A 16,595-nucleotide genomic window follows, 5' to 3' on the forward strand; every position below is an offset into this window, starting at 1 on the left:
GGTCACGGATTTTCTGGGGTGTCCGCCCGGCACACAACAGACAGGCCGAACAGCTTGTACAAGACTACGTGGATTGTGCTGCATATGATGCTTTCATCTTTGTTCGCACAGTAGAACTCTGCAGGGCGGATTGGTGGGATTTGATCTGGATCCTGTCCGAATTGCGTCTTCCGGCGGTCGAGTTTCTACGTGAGCTTCTCACCTATACGGAGCGAATCGGTTGCTATTTCCTTATTATCGCAAGCCGGATGAGTGCATGACAGCAACGACATTGAGTCCAGGACCCGAACGCATGGGTAAGGACCGCATCGGCTTTTCAGCCCATGACATTCGCGCCAGCGCCTGGACCATGCTCAACTAGATGGAATCTCGCTCGGACGTGCTCGAGCGTGAATTGGCGCATGCCGAGAGGAGCAAAATCCGGACAAGTTATAATCAGGCTAGATATCTCACCTAGTTGTGTCAGGTGATGCAGTCTTAGGCTTACATGACCGACGCTATGATCATGAGTTATAAAGCGTTATTGATTTTTTATTTTGGTTGCATAAGGATTTCCTTGGTGGTTGATAACTAAATCCCTAGCGGCAAGTTGGCTTTCGCCCGACTGTAATGAGCTGGTCATGCAATTAGTATAAAGTTTCTTGACGCTTGCGAGGATATGTTGAAGGGTCAGTTGCTACCCTGAGGGTACTTACTTTGCGAGGTATTAAGAATTTGTATCTTTCACTAGCTGCTACCTGGTGATGTTTTCGCCGGTCCAGCCGGCCAGGTGCTGGATCTTTTTTGGCTGAAGTGGCCAATCAATCAAGAGCAGGTTTGGAAAGCTTTGACCGAGTTTTAGCTTTTGAGTATTTTGGTCGTCTATAGAAAGATAGTCTTTGAGGGTTTTGAAAGGAATAAAAGTCGGGTCTAAGTAGTGTTGCCGAGTTCGCGGATCTTACTCCAAGACTACCTAAGGTGACGGTGCAGCATCTCCCGTAACAGACCTGACGGAATACTTCTGAAAACTTGGTTGTGGCAGAGGTGCTTTCCAAGTATGGGTGTGATTTGGTACCAGTGGCCAGGCTAGAAAAGTCGGTCAGAAGGTGCTGGGTGACACGCTAAAGTTTGGTCTTAGTGATTCTCCAAGTCGTATCTTCAGACGTATGAAGCCTCGGTTTAGTAAGTAAAGAATATCTAAGGTTGCTGGTGTAATTGCATTGTTATGCCGAAAATTAAAATTCATAACCAGTTAGGTATCAGACGGAAATAAAATACTGAGCGCAGGACGCGGTTTATCTTCCGATGATTTTTCGGTTGCAGTACTGATTGGGTGATTTTTAGGAGCTATTCATTTCTCCAGCTCCTGCTCAAGGTGGTGGATTGTTGGTTGTATCTGCCTTTCGTGTATGCGTATGGCTTCTCTTTTGATGATTGAACTTGATTTCAAGAGTGTTGATTTTTTCTTTCTGAAAAGATTTTCGATCTGGTCCTTATGTGGGGTTGGAAGACTTTTCGGGGTGGGAGTTAATGCTTCGATTTGAAGGGTTAATTTGCAGTTTTCGGTTAGAGATTCGCTTAGTTTTTCAGTGAGAGTGATAGCCGCTATTTGATAATCGTCGAGTTGTTTGCGGTGGGACTTGTTTAGCTCGTTGAGTTGGTCGCGGTATTGATTTTTTATTTCAACTCCATTTTTAATTAACCACTCCAGTGTTTCGGTTATGGTGCTGTGTCTTGATTTGGCTAAATTTTCCAGACATTTCTTTGCTGAATTCGAAAGTATAAAGTTGCTGGGCTTTTTCCCATTTAGGCTTTCTCTCAGTTTCTTTTGGCGCCAGGCGCCTTTCATCTTTTTTAAGAGCTCTCGTATTTCACTGCCTTCAGGCCATTTCTCAGATTCCCTTATAAGCCCGTCGTAGGTGATTTGCTCGGGAATACTTGCTCTGTGATTGTTTAAATATCGAATGGCCCACTTCAGCATGTCTTGGTTGTCTTTTTTTATCCATCCAAGTCTGTTTTGTGCCTTTTCCAAGGAATCCCTCGCTAATGCGCTTATTAGAATTAAAGGTTATATAGGGTAATTTTTAATGCGCCGTTACGGAGTGACGTTACGTAGTAGCATAGACTATTCTACATGTGCTTGAAACAGGGTGTTATTCTACGATTTAATGGCTGCCTTCCTGAAGAGGTGAGGGTGGGTGATGCACTGCGTTCTGTTGGGTCTTGGATTGGCTGGGGTGAGCCCTGAGGCGAAGTTTGTCCTTGTAAGGTTCGTGCAGATGTACGGGTTGTGGGAGTCGATCACAATCGGGGTTAAGGAGTTAGCCAAGGCCTCAGGTGCTACGGATCGTGTGGTATCTAGCGCTCTGGCTGAATTGGTGGCCGAAGATCTTTTGATACGCACACCTATCGTCTGCGGGCGGGGACGCCCCAAGAGTGGGTATCGGGCGTCAAGTAAGTTGTCTAGGTTGTTAGAAGACGAAAACAAAAAGCTCAATGTGATAAATAGACCGAGAATTGATCACGTACTGAACCCTTCTGCGGAAAATTGTAAGGGTGGCTTGAGTGTTTGTAATCGGTTGCTACTGTCCACTCTGCTTCTATACGCCGATCAATTTGGGGTTGTACGGGGAATCGGAGTATCCAGGCTGTCCCAGGCTACTGGTCTGAATCGAGATCGAATAAAGGCCCAGGTGCACAAGCTGATCGCTCTGAGGGTCATGAGAGGGGTGATTCCGGGTGTTGCAACATCTGTTGTATTGGGCGTTTCAAAGTCAGTTTACTTTATTAATTTTCATCATGGTTTTTTTCAAAAAGGTACTTCGGGAGCGATCGTGCTAACTTTCGTCTCGAAATCCAGTGGGGATTCGGGGGAGATGAGTGAGGTTGCAGTCATCATTGGCTCTGCGGGGCTTGGCAAAGGGCTGGAATTCGAGAGGCATAAAAAGTTTTCTGGAATACTGCCTGATAGCGATAGATTTAATGCGCTGGCGGGGTTGTTTTCTTCTTTAGCCAAGGATAGAAGCTCGTCGAGGGCGCTTCAGGTTAGATTGGAGGAGTACGCGTCAGGGCTACTGTCCAAGCATTGGAAAGCCTTGGAACTAGGTCAGTTTAATTCTGATGATGAATTGCAGCTGCGAATTAAGAAAGATTTCAGTAAAGGAACGGGCACAGGGCGAGATTTCAAGGATGATGGCCTTCGAAGCGAGCTGTTTTTTGAGTTCGTTTATGTAGTCGCTGTTTTGATGGCTCGGCGTGTGCAGAGTTTGGTTTTAAGTGCTAAGGGTTTTGCGTACGAAATTGCCGGGTTGCAGATCCTGCCGAGTTTTGAGCCCGGCACATACTTTGGGCGGTTTGCTGTTGGCCGGTCTCTGTTGATTGTTCCTGGTAATAGTTTTCGAGCAGGAGAGTGCTATGTCATGAATGAGAGCAATCTTGGCGAGCCTACGTGTGAGAGGTTTTCAAGTGAGGAGGAGATGCCTGAGATTGACCGTTATCGTTTTGGCCTTCTTTTTCAGGTTCATACTCCCACGCGCTATCGGTATCGGGGGTAAATCGCTCTGTATGCCAGTAATGGTCAGTAACTCTTTACCGGCCTCCTAGATCCTGTGTACGGATTTGAGGAGTTGGTCATGCGCATACTTCGAATGAAAACGGTTATTGAAATTACTGGTCTGGCCCGATCTACGGTGTATAAGTACGTTGCTGAAGGGATATTTCCGAAGCCTATTTCGTTAGGCGGGCGCTCTGTTGGCTGGTTGGAGTCAGAGGTTCATTCCTGGATTCAGTCTAGGCTAGTTGAGAGAAATTAGTAGGTATTGATGGGGTTGTTCTTGGCAGCTGGTCTGCTTCTTGTTTGCTTTATTTTCTTTCAATGAAAACATCATGTCCGGTTGACTCCCGGACATGATGTTTTTTTGCCGGACCTTTTGGTGGCGTTGTTTTTCTGGCTCTGAACAGGAATGCTTTAACTTTCTCTAGGGTTTATGCTTTTGGAGCTTTCGGTGCGGGTAGTATGCTTTAGTGTTCTAAGCGCTACTGTTTAATAACTCCTGCCTGTCACTCATGCAGGGCCTGATATTGAATCATTAGGTTAAGGTCATAGATGTCCCTCTAGCGGGTATCTATCATGAATGTCTACTTTATACCTTGCGGTTGGCAGTATGGTTTAGGTGATCGATATTGAACTTTGGTATCTGCGTGATGAGCTCGTTGAGGTCTAGCTCAATGGGTTGCGGTGAACGTGTAAATAACTACCAAGCCGACTGAAGATATGAACTTCAGTAGAGTAGGTAGTAACCATGCGTCGTTTTTCAGAGAACCGTAATCTTCGTTTGTACTCAGCAGATACTTTTCAGGGCCTGCCGATAATGGGTGAAAAAGGCCCTTTTATACTTGGATACCTTGAAGCCCTGAGTCGCACCATCAACCTTGCACTTGATCAGTATCCTAGGGTGATTGCGTTCAGGGTGGACCTGCGTCTTCCGCGTTTTGGGGGTATTCCGGATGATGCGTTGTCAAACCGTGTGATTAGTAGGTTCATCGAGTCGTTCAAAGCAAAAATTGAGCACAATCGTGAGAAAGCACGTGAGCAGAACAAGTACGCCCATGACTGCAGGGTACGTTACGTCTGGGCGAGAGAGAGGAGCGAGGCAGGGCGACAGCATTACCACCTGCTGATCCTGCTCAACAGGGACGCCTACTACACAATCGGGCGGTTACAGCCACAGAGGCCGAACATGATCAGCCGCATGCAGGAGGCTTGGGCCAGTGCGTTAAAGTGCGAGGTTGAGCAAGTGAGGGGCTTGGTACATATCCCGTCTAATGCGGAATACCGAGTAGACCGGGAGGTCCGGCCAGGGAATGTGGATTACTTACCTGATCTGTTTCATCGTGCCAGCTACCTTTGTAAAGCTGCGACGAAGCGTTATGGGGAGGGCGCTCATGGCTTCGGATTCAGCCGAGGATAGAGGGTAAGTAGCTTGTTCCCAGTCCAGCCCTCAGGTCAGTTTGCCTTCCTGAGGGCTTGGAGGGCTTTGTCACTGAGGACAAATTCGAGCCCCGAATTCAAATTCTTGTTGCGTTGACTTCCTACAGGCAAAGCATTCGCGCATATTCAAACGCGTGTTAACGCCTTCCACTCAGTGTAAGCAGCAAGCGGAATCACTTGGTTTGTCACCGGTCATCGCGGGATTGGAATGTGGTCTGCCTAAGCAACAACCGGATAACAAGCATCACCCCATAGCGTTTCCGGGTTATCCAACATCAGCAAAATAATCACAGGCACCAGCTTGCCGAGGAGGTTCGAGCAGTCGCGCAGTTGATCCCGGTTCACACTGCTGTTCCAGGTTGCGCCCCCATGCATTACCTGGTTACGCAATGTATAGATTCGATTGAACAGAACACCGAGTACTGCTGGGGTATTGCGGTTGGCTAACGCTTGCTGCGCTGCTCGTCGACCGCTGGCAAACCGCTCGGTCCACTGTTGCTCGCTGATCTTGCCGTTCTGGTTGTCCCAGAAACTCTGAAATACGTAGGGGTTGTCCAGCAATGCGCGGATACTGCCTGAGAACTCGGACCAGACCAGGTTCTCGATCAGGTTGGCCGTGTCTAGCGCACAGAGTTTGTCCAGGAACGCCTTGAACGTGGACTGCTCGGAAAGTCGGAACTGCTCATCAATGTCCGTGGCATAGGCAGAGTTGAAGGCGATCCACAGAAAGATAAAGCGCCCATCAAGATCATCCGCCTGCTCGGCGCGATTCAGCCAGCTTAATGCGCGATGAACGCGCAAGGTGAGGTTGGGATGGTGGCCTTCACGTTCCTGGCGGTGACGGGCTTTGAGTGCTTGATGGTCCATGAAGTGCCGATCCTTGAAGTCGTGGGCGGTCGGTAAAGAGGTAGCGTGTGCCTGAAAACTTTACAGGTGGCCGGGCCAATCGCCGCTGGCGTTGAAAAGCGTCTATTCAGGGCATTAGAACCTGCTCAATTTGTTTACCTGTATGAACAGACAACGTGGACGTGGCCTGCCATTTTGCTTAGGGTATGGCCATTCGACATTGCCCGCAAGGCGGCTTGCATGAAGCGTGAACAGTTCCTGGCACAACCCGAAGTGGAATCTTTCGTTGCATGGCTGGCAGCCAACTTGCCGGCGCTCACGTTCAAGCTGCGCTTCAAGTCCAGCAAGTTTGTACCTGGCGGTTTGACGGTTGATGTCCAGGGGATTGAGCGGGTACTTGAGCACTATCGCTGGAAGGCAAGCTGGCACGACTCCAACCAGAGTGTGGTTGAGTCTGAAACCTGGGCTGAAACCCAACGCTCTTTGGGGCAACTGCGTGAGTGGCTGACGAGTGCGGTCAACGCAGGTGATGAGCAACAAGCGCTTCAGGCGTGTTTGCAGATTCTTCGTTGGGGCGGCGTGCGGGGCGCCATACCGTTCTTGCACCGGCTGGCGGCCAAAGGCGAGTTGTCGGGCTACCTGAAAAAGATGGCCGGACTCATGACGCTCGAGGGTGACAATGACCTGGATGACCTCGACGCTAGCAGTGTCGAGCGTTTCGATTCTGGACTGACCAAGATTCACGCCTTGCTCGATTTGTCCGGTTCTCCAATCTATGACAGCCGTGTGGGCGCTGCGATTGCCATGTTGTATTCGCTGTTTCGCCAGCAGTGGGCGGGGCGTGGTAAACCCTTGCTGATGTTCCCGTCCGGCGGCGCGCGAGGCAGCCAGATCCGCAACCCGGGAGCGTTCCTGAACAGCGTGGCGGCGCCGCAGTTTTCGACGATCGACTATGCCGAGTGGGCGCGTTGGCAAGTGCGCTTGGGCTGGATTATTCGAGCGCTGCTCGAGCGTACCAATTGGTTTGCTGGGCAAGGGACTCTCCCCGCGCGTTGCCATGCCCTCGAGGCCAGCCTGTTCATGCTTGGCTATGACCTTCGCTGCTTTGGTCTGGCGCTGGCGTCTAATTCCATAGCGGGTAAGCCAGAAGTCGAGGCGCAGGACTGCGAGCGTGGAGGCATTAATTGGGTGCCCACGGGGCATCCTTTCAGCCAGGTTCTCAAGGATTATCTGGCCTTCCGCTACAGCGGTGCTCTCGATAACAAAGCCTCGTTTGTTGAATGGCTGGTGGCCCAGCCGCGTGACGAGAAGCCGCTCACGCGTACCACTGCACAGGGCTACTGTTTCCCGTTTTCCATTGAAGAGTTCGACTTGTTCGGCCGACCGCTTGCACAGCTTGAGCGCATCGTCGCCGGTGGTGAGGACGGATTGCGTGCGGCCCTGGCTACCGAGGCCCTCGAGCCGTTCACAGTCGGTGATGAGCGCGTCAGTGTCTGCTTGGTGGATGTGTTGATCACGGGCAACGCGTATGCGCGAGCGACGACCGACAAGGATCGTGTCGACTACATCGTGAGTGCCGGCTATGCCGGTACCGAGAACTCTGCAAGGACACTCATGGCCCTGGGGCGTAACGTGGGCAAGCACTTCGGCCTGCTTGATGCGCAGCACTCGCCAACGAGTCTGTTCGAGCAGTTTTACCAGGACTGCTCGCTCGACGCCTGAGCAACACACGCAACATTTGCGCAGCACCATGTGCCCCTTGGCCTTTCACAGGGTGGAATACAACCATGCAAACCCGGAACGGCGTTCAGTTGTATTCCGCCTCAGACATCTGTGGTTTTCTGGAGTGCCAGCACCTAACGGCACTGGACCTTCAGCATCTTGTTGCCCCTATGGAAAAAGCGCCGGCAAGCGAGCAGAACCGCCTGATCCAGGGCAAGGGGCTCGCTCATGAAGCGACGTTTCTTGAACGACTCAAACGCGAAAATGCTCACGTAGTCGACATTGCCGAGGGCAATCCGAGTTTCGCGCGGCGGGTGGAACTGACCATTGAGGCCATGAAGGCTGGTGCGGACATCATCTTCCAGGCTTCGCTCCAGGAAGGTGCCTTTATTGGGCATGCCGACTTCCTGCGTAAGGTGCCGCGGGCGTCGACGCTGGGCGATCATAGCTATGAGGTGATCGACACCAAGCTGGCCAAGTCTGCAAAGGCCAAGTTCCTTGTGCAGGTTGCGCTTTACTCGCGAATGCTGATTGCAATCCAGGGCATACAGCCGCAGTTCATGTATGTCGTACTGGGTGATTCTGCGCGTACGGAGCAGGCGTTTCGGGTCGCTGACTACGCCGATTATCTGGAGCAAGTGCTGCAGCGTTTCACGGCGTTCGTGAACGGTGACGGACAACCTGTGACGTACCCGGAGCCATGCGGGCATTGCGGGTTTTGTGTGTGGCGCGATCGCTGTGACGAACAACGGCTGCAAGACGATCACCTCTCGGCAGTCGCCGGCATCAGCCGCTCGCAAATCAAGAAATTGCAGGCTGGTGGAGTGACCACATTGCAGCAGTTGGCGAACAGTACCGATGACTTGCGCATCCCCAAGTTGCAAGTGGAGTCGCTGGGCAAGTTGCGCCATCAGGCGCGTTTGCAGTTCCAGGGGCGTTCCAGTGATGGCCCGTTGTTCGAGTTTCTGCCGGTCGTGGGGAAAAGGCGTGGTTTTAGCCGAATGCCCACGGCGGTTGAAGGCGATCTGTTTTTCGACATGGAGGGCAATCCGCTGGAGGAGGGCGGCCTGGAATATCTCTTCGGTCTGTATATCGACGAAGGTGGCCAACAATCCTTCAAACCCTTCTGGGCACATAGCCGAGAGGAAGAAAAGATCGCGTTCGAGCAGTTCATCGACTGGGTCATCGCCCACCTCAAGCGTTACCCCAGCGCACATGTCTACCACTATGCCAGCTATGAAGAGACGGCCATCAAGCGCCTGATGAGCCAGCACGGTACACGCGAGGCACAAGTGGACTGGTTGCTGCGCAACGGCAAGCTGGTCGACCTCTACAAGGTCGTGCGCGAAGCGATCCGGGTGTCTGAGCCCAGCTACTCGATCAAGAACATCGAGCATTTTTACATGGGGCAGCGCGACGGCGACGTTACCAATGCCGGTGCGAGCATCGTGTTTTATGAGCGTTGGAAAGAGACTGGCGAGTCGGCGTTGCTCGAGCAGATCGAGCGGTACAACGAAGACGACGTGCTATCCACCTATCTTCTGCGCAACTGGCTTTTGAGCATTAAACCTTCGGATGCGAGCACTCTTTCCGAGCCTGAAGCAGAAAGCGAGAAAGCTGTAGCGGAACAAAAGGAGATCGAGGTTCGTCTGGAAAGCTATCGCGATCGTTTGCTCGCTGGCTTGTCCGCCGCCGAATGTGCTCTGAGCGAAGCGGATCAAGTCAGGTTGCTCACCTTCCAACTGCTCGACTTCCACCGTCGGGCAGACAAGCCGACATGGTGGCAGTTGTTCAGTCGTCAGGACATGACCACTGAGGAGCTGCTGGAGGATATCGAGAGCCTGGCCGGTTTGCGGCGTACAAAAACGCCGCCCGAACCGATCAAGAAATCATTTCTGTTTGAATACAGTTTCGAACCTCAAGAAAGCAAGATGCGCACGGGTTCCCAAGGCGTCATCACCGAGTCCCTGGCCAATGTGCAGTTGGTTAACCTGGACAGTCACGCGTGTCTGGCGATGTTCAAAGCCACCGCGAACAAAGCGCCACCGGATGACTTCGACATGATTCCCGGTAGGCCGATTCCATCGACTTCGCTGCGCGAGGCACTGTTTCGCTATGCCGACAGCGTCTTGGCCGGTGAGCAGCGCTTCCAGGCGGTGGCGGACTTTCTCCATCGACGCGTTCCACGGGTGAAAGACGTCCAGCCGGGTGCGCCACTGCTGGATCCACGCCTGACGACGACGGATGCCATCAAGCAGGTGGTACGCAACCTCGAGAACAGCGTGCTGTTTATTCAGGGGCCACCGGGTGCCGGCAAGACCTACACGGGCTCGCACGTCATTGTTGACCTGCTCAAAGCAGGCAAGCGCATCGGTGTGACCTCCAATTCGCACCATGCCATCAACAACCTGTTGGCTGCTGTTGAGTCTCGTGCACAAGCAGAGGGCGTTGCATTCAAGGGGTTGAAAAAGTCATCGGAGGGAGATGGCACTGAGTTCACTGGTCGCTGCATTCGCTCCATCGAAGACAAAAAGGATTTCCTTGATGCCTGGGGGCCGGGAATTGACCTGACTGCGGGTACCGCCTGGCTATTTGCCGACGAGACCTTCACCGAGGCGTTGGATTACCTCTTCATCGACGAGGCCGGGCAAGTGAGCGTGGCGAACCTGGTCACCATGGGCATTGCGGCACGCAACATCGTCTTGATGGGAGACCAGATGCAATTGTCGCAACCCGTGCAAGGCGTGCACCCTGGCCGTTCCGGTGACTCTATCCTCGATTATCTGCTGGATGGCACGCCCACCATTGCGCCTGACCGTGGGGTGTTTCTGGCGCAAACCTGGCGGATGCATCCGCACGTTTGCTCATTCATTTCTCATGCGGTGTACGAAGGTCAGCTGTCGTCGGCACCAGGAGCCGAGCGGCAGGTGTTGCGACTGGATGGCCAGCGCCCGGACGTACCGGGCAGCGGTCTGATGTTTTGCCCTGTTGAGCACGACGGCAACGGCCAGAGTTCCGATGAAGAAGCCGCGTACGTCAAAGCGCTGTACACGTACTTTCTGCAGCAGCGCTTTGTGGATAACACCGGCGAGGAGCACGCGGTGTCTCTCGAAAACATCCTGGTCGTGGCGCCCTACAATTTGCAGGTACAGCTGTTGAAGCAAGTGCTGCCGGCGGGTGCGCGCGTCGGCACTGTGGATAAGTTTCAGGGGCAAGAGGCAGAGATTGTCATCGTCTCGATGGCGACGTCGAATGAAGACTACCTGCCCAGGGACATCGGCTTCCTGTACTCGAAAAACCGTTTGAATGTAGCAGTCAGTCGGGCGAAGTCGCTGGCTTGTATCGTCGCCAGTCCTGATCTGATGGCCATTCGTTGCCAGACGCCGCAAGACATGAACCTGGTCAACGGCTTGTGCATGGCGGTCAGGTTCGGAACGGTCGACGAAACCCGTCAATCCCAAGAGGTTGTGCTATGAAAAATCTGTTCGCAATTATCGGTGTCATCGTCGTTGCCAAGAAGGGCTACGAGTTTGTCCGTGAATACATGGAGATGAAACAGGAGCTGGACCGACGTGCCTCTGATTCGGCCTGACAAACGCCGATAACGTCGACAACTCCGTCCTTTTTCTGCTTCCAACGGGTGTCTGCTTGGGCCAAGTTGGCGCGACCGTTCAGCTAAGGTCCCATTTCAACGCGAGGTTCGTGATGTGTAACGATCAAGAGGATGGTCACTCGGATGACCCAGCACCTGCGCAAGTTGAAACCGAGGGTGAGGTCGAATACAGCGAGGAATTCGCCGCCATGATCCTGGAGCAGGAGGCGAAGGGCTGCTTCCAGGAAATTGACGTCGATGACATGCTCGCTCTGCTCGACTGCATGATCATCGAGGCCCAAGGCATGGGGCGGAAGCTACAGTGACTGGGGACAGCCCTGACTGTTGATACAGATGTCGCCAGCCGGTATGGCTGAAATCCTCGACGGTTGGATCTCTTCTTGGCTGGCCGTGGGTGAGTCGTCCTCCGAATAGGGTTGAGCAGATACACCCGCGGCTGAACGAGCATTAGCTGGCCATCGACTCGGGACGTCATGCCCCTCGTCTCAGGGATTTGAGCGTCAGTCATTCATCAGCCACGGCCTCAGTTCCTTGAGGTTGCTCACCACAATTTGCTGGGCCTCAGGGCTCGTCGCCAGGTTGCGCGGGTCGATCCGATAACGCATCAACACATACTTCACCAAGGCCCTGCGGCTGGGCACCACCAATTGTCCTTGCGTCATTCCGAAGTCGGTTTCAATGATTGCCTTCTGTGCCTCGTTCAATCGCCCATCGGGCTCGAAGATAACCGGAATCTCGACATTCCAGTCTTCATCCAGCTCCCGTGTGTTCGGCGATTCGTCGAGCAGGTCCGGCTGCCCGCGCAGGCGGCTGAGCACGAAGTCACGGTACTGGCCATTCTTTTCGCAGTAAGCCCGCACATGCCAACGCATGCCGGTGTAGACCAGCGTGTGAGGGGCGATGAGGCGAACCTCTACGTTCGGGGTATTAAACGACACGTACTCGGTTTCCAGGCGCAGGCCTTCGCGGCAAGCCTTGAGCAAGGGGCGCAGGATCTCCGGCCGAATGGGGCGATCCGGCACTTCCAACACTTTGGTGTGCGCATAGGCCAGTGCCAGTCCGTCGATGTGCGGGGCACGCTCATTGTTCTGATAGAGCAGGTGCAAATAGGCACTGGCACTGTCGTCGATGAACAGGGGTTTGAACTGCTTGCTCGGCACATACCCTTTGAGCTGCTTGTCATATGTCAAGTTTTTGGGCGCATGCTCGCTGATGTAAGTATTGATGTCCTTGGACGCCTGCTGGCGGCTGATGCCAAAGCTCTGCATCAAGTGCCCCGTGGTCAGCCTGCCTTCCCACCAGGTAACGGTCTCGATCAAACGATAGCGAAGTGCCAGGTCCCAGCGTACCTGTTCAATGGATTGCTTGCGTTTCATACCCTCTCCATGTGCGCGAATACTTTACCTGTATAAGTCTACATTCTAGACCTGTCGTTAATCACTACATATCGTGTGTCTGTCTTCGAAATAAGTTGAAGTCACGAAAGGAAGTGGACATGACTATGTCTGAAGCGGTTTCGACAGGGGCGCTGGTGTTGATCGGGATGATCCTGACGGTGCTCCTGATGCAGTACCTGAGGTTGCGAGAAATCTGGCACGTGGCGCTCGCCTGTCGCAAGGACGCGCGTTGGGCGCGGATCTGGGAAATGGAAAACCGGGAGCTACGTTCGGCACTGCGTGCTGAGAAAAGGCACATCGAGCAGTTGCAAAGCAAGCTCATGATTTTGCAGAACTTGATCTGTGCAGAGCGATAAGAGAAGGGCATGAACAGACTTGAACGGATCAAAGGCTGCCTGCTAGGCGGTGCTGTCGGAGACGCGCTTGGCGCCCCCGTGGAGTTTCTTGAGTGGCCTGCCATCGAGGCCAGGTTCGGTCCGCAGGGCATCATTGATTTTGCCCCGGCTTACGGCATTACCGGTGCCATCAGCGACGACACGCAGATGATGTTGTTCACCGCAGAAGGTTTACTGCGCGCTTTTGTGCTTGGCAGTTCACGGCAGGCGTGCCATGTCCCGAGCGTTATTCACCACGCGTTGCTGCGCTGGCTGCTGACCCAGGATTACCCCTCGACGACACCGGTCGCCGCAGATGGCTGGCTGATCGAGCAGGTGGAGCTCTGGTCTCGTCGCGCCCCTGGCACAACCTGCCTGAGCGCACTCAAGGCCAGCGCGCAGCTGGGAGCGGTTGCCGAAAACAACAGCAAAGGCTGTGGCGCGTTGGTACGTGTTGCGCCCTGTGCATTCTTTGCCAATGCATTTGACTACGCAGCGCAATCTGGGCGCCTGACGCACGGGCATCCGACGGGCTACCTGGCGGCTGGGCTATTCGCAGACATTCTTCAGCGTGTTGTCGATCTACAAGACAGCCTGGAACACGCCGTGACTCAAAGTTTGGCCAAGTATGGGCAAGTGCCTGGTATGGAAGAAACGCGCAGCCTTATTGAACGGGTGCTGTTCTTCTTTTACGAGGGCTATAAGCCAACCCCGCAACGCATTTGCGATCTTGGCGGTGGTTGGGTCGCCGAACAGACGCTGGCGATTGGACTGTGGTGTGCGCTGACAGCACGATCACTCGAAGAAGGGGTGATCACGGCGGTGAATCACAGTGGCGATAGCAACAGCACAGGGCTTGTCGCCGGGCACTTGTTGGGTGCCCAGTATGGTGCTGCTGCCATTCCTGCCCGCTGGTTCGAACGCCTGGAACTGCGCCAGGTGATCGTGCAGGTAGCCGAGGATCTTGAGCGTGTTCCACGTGATTACTGCGGGGTTGGTGGCGCGTTCGACGAGCAGATCGAATTGGCTTATCCGGGCAGTTGAATGCACCGATGGCAATACATCAGCGAAGAGACCAAGGAGCTTTAGAATGCCCATCAAACCCAGGCCCTTCACCTTTGAATGTGAAGGATGCGGTTGGACAAAGACAGTGGCACCGCAAAGTGATGTGCTGATGCCCGGCGAGTGGTTTGACCAGTGCCCGAGGTGCGGGAGCAAGGCACTGAAGATGCGCACCGCCGGGTGGCTTGAAGGGGCGTTGGCGGAGTTGCTGGCGCGGCGGCGATTTTGAGCGCACAGGCCAGGGTTCAGCGCCCTGGCCAGCAACGGCCTGCCAGCAGGCAGGCCTGGGTTAGTAACACGCTGTGTGCCGGCGTTTAGCGGCGTATTCGAGTGCGAAGGAAGTCATCAGACTCGACAGAGGTTCTGGTGCGAACGAGTTCGCAAACCTCCAGGGCTTTTCGAGCGGCCAGCTTGAGCGTTCGACGAAGGCCTTCGCATTCATCAACGAGTTTTTCCAGCCCGGAAGAATCGAACATTTGCTCAGAGATGGGGAATGCTCGATCAATTCTGTCAAACAGCGCCGTTCCGCCTATTTCCAGTGCATCGAGCTTGAACGCATTGAACTCGCCCTTGCGGCCTTCCAGTTGCGCAATATCGGCCTGGATGGCCTGCTTGTAGGCATCGAATACGGTATCGAGCTTGCTGTTAACCTTGCCGACTACATCCACTTTACGGTTGATCGAGCGCAGGAACTGCTCGAACGTCAGGCCGCTGGAGGGGTAGTCTTTCTTGCGCGTGGACGAATAGGCGCACATGCCGGCGTACTCGATACCCGCGAAACTCAGGTCGTCGGCTACTTGCTCCATGATCTCGAGAATATCGTCCTGAGACTTCACATCCGCCTTGTTCAACACGATATACAGCGACTCTGCGCGGAACGGCGTGGACTCGATGAACTCGATGTCGGACTGGTCGATGGTCCCGGCCGGGTCAAGGCCGATGACCCAGACCAGCGCCGATGCCTGATTGACCAGGGAGGCTGCAGTGCTACGGTCGGAGGCCGCGGCCCCACCCGTGGTACCCGGGTTGTAGCCGGGCGTATCGATGATGCACAGGTTGCCGAACAGCTCCGGGTCCATGGGAACCTTGACGCTGATGAAGGGCAGGATGCGCCGCAGGTCGAAGCCGAAGGCCTGAACATATTCGTGGCACATCGACGCGTACAGGCTGGGCTCCAGGTCGATGGCCCCACCGTTATACGAATAACCCTTGATCCGGGTTTCTTCGGAGCACACCACGTAGCTGGGGACCACGGTCACCGGGTTGATGCCGGTCGCCAACTTCACGCTCGGGTTACGGATGAAGCTGTTGACGAACGCCGACTTTCCGCTGCTGAAACCACCCGCAATGCTCAGGATGGTTTTGCCGGCAATGCTCGGGAAGTTGTTCAGCATCTGCATCTCGGCGAGGATCGCCTGCATGTCGAGCACTGCTTGGGCTTCACCGGCCAACGACGATTCTCGGCTGGCGAATTCCATATAGTCGTGGTTGATCAGGTCGGCGAATTTGGCCAGCTCTTCATTACCGGGCGGTTGCTGGGCCAGGACTTTGCTCACCAGGGAAAATTTCTCGGTTAGCGACAGGTGCTGCTTGTTGATGTCGGCGTAGTTGTCTTCCAGGTGCTGCTGGGAGGCCTTCAGTTGTTCGGTCAGGCTTTCCAGTAGGTCGACGTTCTGCTCCGTGGAAATCAACTGGTTCTTATGTTCCTCCAGGTACGTCTCCAGCTCGGCAATTTGTGCCAGCGCCTGTGCCTTGCGTTCCTCCAGCTCGGCCGCATTGGCTCGTTCTGCCTGCAGCTGGGTTGTTAGCGCTTCATTGTCCGACTCCAGCGAGTCGATCTGTACAGCCTGCCCGGTGCACTGTTCGGCCAACTGCTGTTTGGCATCGTTCAGTGCTTCGATCTGCTGTTGCGCGTCCGAGAGGGTGTGCCCAAGTTCAGCGATACGCTGTTCTTTTTCCACCAGCGCCTGCTTGCGATCTGCTAGCTGCTGTTGAAGGGTGGCGATCTCGGCAAGCGCCCGGTCCTTGCGTGCTTCCAGCTCTGCCGTATTGGCCTGTTCTGCCTGCAACTGGTCGCTGAGCGTCTCATTGCGCGACTCCAGCGTGCGGATCTGCTCAGTCTGCTCGGCGCACTGCTCGGTCAACCGCTGTTTGACGTTGTTCAGCGCTTCGATCTGCTGTCGAGTATCGGCCAGGGTGTGCTGGAGTTCCTGAATGCACCGCTCTTTGTCGACAAGCTCCTGCTTGTGATCGGCAAGGTGCTCTTCGAGTCCTGCGATCTGGGTCATGGCCTGAGCCTGCCGCTCTTCCAGATCCTTGGCGTACACCTTGGCCTGGGCCAATGCGAGCATAGCCTTCTGGAGCTTGCCCTTCTCCTGCGCTAACGCTTCGGAGGTCGAGGCCAAATTGGCTGTTTCAAGCTGCAACGAATCGACTAGCGAGCCGTTGCGCGATTTTAGCTCGCCGATTTCGTCGTTCTGGCCCGCGCACAGCGCGGACAATTGCTGATTGGTGCTGAAAAACGTGTCGAGCTGGCACTGGGCATCATCCAGGTGGCCCTGAAGTTCAGCTGCCAGCTTCTTGCGTTTGAACTGCCAGAAGCGGGACAGCGA

At 54.3% G+C, this 16,595-nt stretch carries 12 protein-coding genes; 8 read left to right on the forward strand and 4 right to left on the reverse strand.

Translation table 11 applies throughout. The annotated features are described in order from the left end of the window. Window positions 1–1,330 precede the first annotated feature (1,330 nt). Window positions 1,331–2,011 carry a hypothetical protein gene (locus tag ACW9IN_RS09985; RefSeq protein ID WP_146018919.1) on the reverse strand — a complete coding sequence of 227 codons (681 nt, stop codon included), beginning with the start codon at window positions 2,009–2,011 and terminating at the stop codon, window positions 1,331–1,333. A gap of 661 nt (window positions 2,012–2,672) precedes the next feature. On the opposite strand from ACW9IN_RS09985, the gene ACW9IN_RS09990 reads away from it, so the two are divergent. From ACW9IN_RS09990 to ACW9IN_RS10000, 3 genes are all read left to right on the forward strand, one after another. Continuing rightward, entirely contained in the window at window positions 2,673–3,533 is an 861-nt protein-coding gene (locus tag ACW9IN_RS09990) for a hypothetical protein (RefSeq protein WP_179113964.1), read from the forward strand. A 78-nt stretch (window positions 3,534–3,611) separates the two neighbouring features. Continuing rightward, entirely contained in the window at window positions 3,612–3,791 is a 180-nt protein-coding gene (locus ACW9IN_RS09995) for a helix-turn-helix transcriptional regulator (protein WP_023442851.1), read from the forward strand. Between the two features lie 489 nt (window positions 3,792–4,280). Further along, the gene (locus tag ACW9IN_RS10000) at window positions 4,281–4,949 is read left to right on the forward strand and encodes an inovirus Gp2 family protein (RefSeq protein WP_034100791.1); all 669 of its coding nucleotides are present in this window, start codon (window positions 4,281–4,283) and stop codon (window positions 4,947–4,949) included. A gap of 239 nt (window positions 4,950–5,188) precedes the next feature. Here the strand turns inward: ACW9IN_RS10000 and ACW9IN_RS10005 are convergent, their stop codons facing one another. Continuing rightward, a complete protein-coding gene (locus ACW9IN_RS10005) occupies window positions 5,189–5,836 on the reverse strand; it encodes a HEPN domain-containing protein (RefSeq protein ID WP_033968774.1) in 648 nt (215 codons plus the stop codon). A 219-nt stretch (window positions 5,837–6,055) separates the two neighbouring features. Here ACW9IN_RS10005 and ACW9IN_RS10010 point away from each other — a divergent pair, with 219 nt between their 5' ends. The 3 genes from ACW9IN_RS10010 (at window position 6,056) to ACW9IN_RS10020 (ending at window position 11,455) form a co-directional block, all read left to right on the forward strand. Next, window positions 6,056–7,537: a hypothetical protein gene (locus tag ACW9IN_RS10010; protein WP_265535286.1), complete on the forward strand. Its 1,482-nt coding sequence runs from the start codon at window positions 6,056–6,058 to the stop codon at window positions 7,535–7,537. Between the two features lie 65 nt (window positions 7,538–7,602). After that, complete coding sequence (locus ACW9IN_RS10015; protein WP_096426794.1) at window positions 7,603–11,013, forward strand: TM0106 family RecB-like putative nuclease; 3,411 nt, start codon at window positions 7,603–7,605, stop codon at window positions 11,011–11,013. Between the two features lie 229 nt (window positions 11,014–11,242). Continuing rightward, window positions 11,243–11,455, forward strand: coding sequence for a hypothetical protein (locus ACW9IN_RS10020; RefSeq protein ID WP_172901756.1), 213 nt, complete (start codon window positions 11,243–11,245; stop codon window positions 11,453–11,455). A 195-nt stretch (window positions 11,456–11,650) separates the two neighbouring features. Here ACW9IN_RS10020 and ACW9IN_RS10025 read toward each other — a convergent pair whose 3' ends face one another. After that, window positions 11,651–12,526 (reverse strand): WYL domain-containing protein, encoded by an 876-nt coding sequence (locus ACW9IN_RS10025; protein WP_096426792.1) that lies wholly within the window; start codon window positions 12,524–12,526, stop codon window positions 11,651–11,653. 119 nt (window positions 12,527–12,645) lie between these two features. Here ACW9IN_RS10025 and ACW9IN_RS10030 point away from each other — a divergent pair, with 119 nt between their 5' ends. Further along, window positions 12,646–12,903, forward strand: a complete 258-nt coding sequence (locus ACW9IN_RS10030) for a hypothetical protein (protein ID WP_096426791.1) — start codon at window positions 12,646–12,648, stop codon at window positions 12,901–12,903. Window positions 12,904–12,912: 9 nt separating this feature from the next. Beyond that, window positions 12,913–13,965: an ADP-ribosylglycohydrolase family protein gene (locus tag ACW9IN_RS10035; protein ID WP_096426790.1), complete on the forward strand. Its 1,053-nt coding sequence runs from the start codon at window positions 12,913–12,915 to the stop codon at window positions 13,963–13,965. 332 nt (window positions 13,966–14,297) lie between these two features. Here ACW9IN_RS10035 and ACW9IN_RS10040 read toward each other — a convergent pair whose 3' ends face one another. Next, entirely contained in the window at window positions 14,298–16,484 is a 2,187-nt protein-coding gene (locus ACW9IN_RS10040; RefSeq protein WP_457365742.1) for a dynamin family protein, read from the reverse strand. Window positions 16,485–16,595 lie beyond the last annotated feature (111 nt).

The organism is Pseudomonas sp. SDO5271_S396 (assembly GCF_054071795.1).

Bases quoted from the DNA above. Each gene is read 5' to 3' on its own strand.
- ACW9IN_RS09995 (WP_023442851.1), top strand. From the start codon at position 3,612: ATGCGCATACTTCGAATGAAAACGGTTATTGAAATTACTGGTCTGGCC.
- ACW9IN_RS10000 (WP_034100791.1), top strand. From the start codon at position 4,281: ATGCGTCGTTTTTCAGAGAACCGTAATCTTCGTTTGTACTCAGCAGAT.
- ACW9IN_RS10005 (WP_033968774.1), bottom strand. From the start codon at position 5,836: ATGGACCATCAAGCACTCAAAGCCCGTCACCGCCAGGAACGTGAAGGC.
- ACW9IN_RS10010 (WP_265535286.1), top strand. From the start codon at position 6,056: ATGAAGCGTGAACAGTTCCTGGCACAACCCGAAGTGGAATCTTTCGTT.
- ACW9IN_RS10015 (WP_096426794.1), top strand. From the start codon at position 7,603: ATGCAAACCCGGAACGGCGTTCAGTTGTATTCCGCCTCAGACATCTGT.
- ACW9IN_RS10020 (WP_172901756.1), top strand. From the start codon at position 11,243: ATGTGTAACGATCAAGAGGATGGTCACTCGGATGACCCAGCACCTGCG.
- ACW9IN_RS10025 (WP_096426792.1), bottom strand. From the start codon at position 12,526: ATGAAACGCAAGCAATCCATTGAACAGGTACGCTGGGACCTGGCACTT.
- ACW9IN_RS10030 (WP_096426791.1), top strand. From the start codon at position 12,646: ATGACTATGTCTGAAGCGGTTTCGACAGGGGCGCTGGTGTTGATCGGG.
- ACW9IN_RS10035 (WP_096426790.1), top strand. From the start codon at position 12,913: ATGAACAGACTTGAACGGATCAAAGGCTGCCTGCTAGGCGGTGCTGTC.